General features: G+C 52.3%; 1 protein-coding gene. It reads right to left on the reverse strand.

Translation table 11 applies throughout. From position 1 onward, the window contains the following. On the reverse strand, positions 1 to 686 hold a 686-nt coding region (locus tag Xsto_RS20815), incomplete at both ends, for a hypothetical protein (RefSeq protein ID WP_141554565.1).

Below are 686 nucleotides of genomic sequence, written 5' to 3' on the forward strand. Positions count from 1 at the left end.
CCCCAGGCGGCATTGACCGCCAGACCGTCTCCCATTTTGGTCATCAGGTTCAGCGTACCTTTGGCAAAACCCACGGTATTGCCATCGCCAACATGGGTCATGATATTGCCGAATTTGGAAACAAGCAGGCCGACCGTTGTCCCATTACCGACTTTAGTCAGAATATTCCCCTTACCCAACAAGACGCCGGCGGTAATGCCATGACCAACATGGGTTATCACGTTGGCTTTAGCCGCAGCTAAAACCCCCATAAAATCGTGACCGACTTTTGTCACCACATTGGCTTCACCTAATGCCAGTACACCGGTCAGCCCACGGCCAGCGTGAGTCATCACGTTAGCCTGACCAAACATCGCGGCCAACGTTGTGCCATCCCCCACTTTGGTCATGATATTGGCATTACCGGCAAACAACCCGATACTGGTGCCCTGACCCACATGGGTATAGATGTTAGCCTTGCCAATCATCACGGCCGCTGTCAGTTCATCGCCCGCTTTGGTGAAAATATTGGCTTCCCCCACCATCGCAGCAAAGGTATTACCGTTGCCAATATGGGTCATTACATTGCCCACACCAATCATGGCAGCAAGGCTTTCACCATTCCCTACTTTGGTGGCAAGGTTGCCTTTCGCCACCATCAGGGCAACACTCAGGCCATCTCCTACATGAGTGAACACATTACCCAG

This window comes from Xenorhabdus stockiae (assembly GCF_002632825.1).
Lineage (GTDB): Bacteria > Pseudomonadota > Gammaproteobacteria > Enterobacterales > Enterobacteriaceae > Xenorhabdus > Xenorhabdus stockiae.